This window comes from Halanaerobium sp. (genome assembly GCF_003070835.1).
Genome location: NZ_QBLR01000433.1, coordinates 1 through 2,162 on the forward strand (window position 1 = coordinate 1; position 2,162 = coordinate 2,162).

At 26.2% G+C, this 2,162-nt stretch carries 2 protein-coding genes; both read right to left on the reverse strand.

Going from position 1 to position 2,162, the window contains the following annotated elements; genetic code table 11:
* Window positions 1-464 (reverse strand): SurA N-terminal domain-containing protein (locus CI949_RS20105; protein ID WP_290769768.1); only part of this gene is annotated, 464 nt, incomplete at its 3' end.
* 463 nt (window positions 465-927) lie between these two features.
* A complete protein-coding gene (locus tag CI949_RS20110; RefSeq protein ID WP_089717504.1) occupies window positions 928-1,518 on the reverse strand; it encodes a hypothetical protein in 591 nt (196 codons plus the stop codon).
* Window positions 1,519-2,162: the final 644 nt, after the last annotated feature.

Consider the following 2,162-nt stretch of genomic DNA (forward strand, 5'->3'; position numbering starts at 1 on the left):
TGATTTTTAAGAATTGATAGGTACTTTTCCTGATTTAAGTTATTATTTTTTAAAATTCTTTTCTTCTGCTGCTGATAAAGCTGCTCTTTTTCCTTCTGACTGAGCGTAATACCTACATTTTCAGCTTTTTGCTGTAATAAAATGTTATTAATTAAGTTATCAAGCTGCTGCTTCTGATATTCTTTAAGAACTTTTTTACCACTTTCAGTGCTGGTCAATGTCTGAAGAAATTGTTGATCAATCTGATTTATTTTCATTAGAAGCTGATTTGTACTTGCTTTTTGAGCTAATTCTTTACTAGTTATATTTTCCTCATTAACTTTAGCAACAATATTTGATTCCATTTTATTTTTCAAATTAGGATCTGCTGGCTGCTTAGAATTTAAATTTAAATCCTGAGCAAAAACTGTGACTGGTAGAATAAGAACAATGATTAGCAAAGAAGACAAAATTTTCTTTTTCATATTCAAACAACTCCTTTCAAAATTATAAAATAGGATAAGAATTTCAAAGTCATTGACAGAAATATTATTTCACTATTTTTAACTAATAAATACTACCTTCACTATTAAGAGTATAATAATCGAATATTAAAATGTAATTAAAATGAAATGATTATTAGGTTAAAAATTCTTTAACTGTTCTTTACATAAAATCCGATTGTAAAACTCAAAATGAAAGTATAAGAAAAATCTTATTTATCGAAAGTGTAAAATCTTATTTGAGATTCACGATAGTACAAAAATCTATATTATAGCTGCATTTGATGCAGCTTCAAAAAGGGGATCAAATTCATGCCTTTATTCTATTTATAATAATATCAGTTAATTATTAAAACTCTTTTAAAGCAAAATTAAAAGATAATTAGATTAATGATTACATAGAAAGTCTTAATTAGACTAATTTTCTATTATTTGATCTGTTATTTCAATTTCTTATACCGTTTCTTATACCGTTAGAGGTGTCTGAGTTATTGAATGTTCCTTGGAACTTAAAATGATTTTCTTCAATTGTTTCTAATTGACTATCAGTTAATATAGACTCAATATTTTTTTGATACTCAATTCTTTTCTCATTTATTTTGCTTAAAATCTGTTCTAGTTTATCTTCAACTTCTCTAATCTCTGCATTACTTGCTCCACGAAACTCTAGATCTCTAATCTCACGAATTAAACTTCTTAATTCATTTCTTAACTCTTCAGTATCATTATAAAATTCATCTCTAAATTCCAGTATTTTTTCTATTTGGTAATCAGTCAACAATTCTATTGTTTTTTCTACTTGATGATCAAGTAACTTAACTATTTTTTTTACTTGATTATCAGTTAAAGACTCTAATAATTTTTCTATTTGGTAATCAGTTAATTCAACTGATTTATAACCAACACCTTCACCTTTGGTTTGATAATTATAATTTTTGACATTAGAATTCATTCCAGGTCCTTGGGCAAAACTAACTCCAGTCAAACTTACTGCTATAAAGCTAATGACCAATAAAACTTTTAATATTTTTTTCATTTAATTTTCCTCCTAATTTGCTTTAATTTCTTAACTCATAGCTTAATTATAGGAATAAAACTTTAAGGAATGATAAATTTATGTTTATTATTTTAATTAATTCCCTGAATAAGGTCTGGTCTTTTTGATATCTAAAAAAATAAACTATTTTAAATAAAAACCCCTCTGGAGAGAGGGATTAAAATTAACAAAGTAGGAAATTATCGAGTTCAATAATTTATATAGTACCGGTCTTTGTCACAAGTCCAAAATGGAGGAATTTAATTCACTTAGTTATTCTATTTATAATAATATCAGCAAGATATTAGACCTTAATTAACTACAAATTAAAAACTTATTAAATAAAGGATAGTGAAGTTAAAGATTCAAAATTAAATAATAGTATGGGGAAGAATTGGATGAGAATGGTGATCCAGTTATTAAAATAGAGCTGCTGGCAGAAAGAGACGAAATTAAGATTCCTCTGAGATATGAATCAGATCAAATCAAATAACTGTATTGATTTAATTAAGTAAGCTACTGTGATATAATTAAATAAACTTGAGGCTAAAAATGAGGTGTGTCAAATGAAGGAGTTTAATACTACAGGTGTCTGTATTCCAGAAAAACATTATATGGCTGATGTGAGCAAGAAAATTAATGTC

Bases quoted from the DNA above. Each gene is read 5' to 3' on its own strand.
- CI949_RS20110 (WP_089717504.1), bottom strand. From the start codon at position 1,518: ATGAAAAAAATATTAAAAGTTTTATTGGTCATTAGCTTTATAGCAGTA.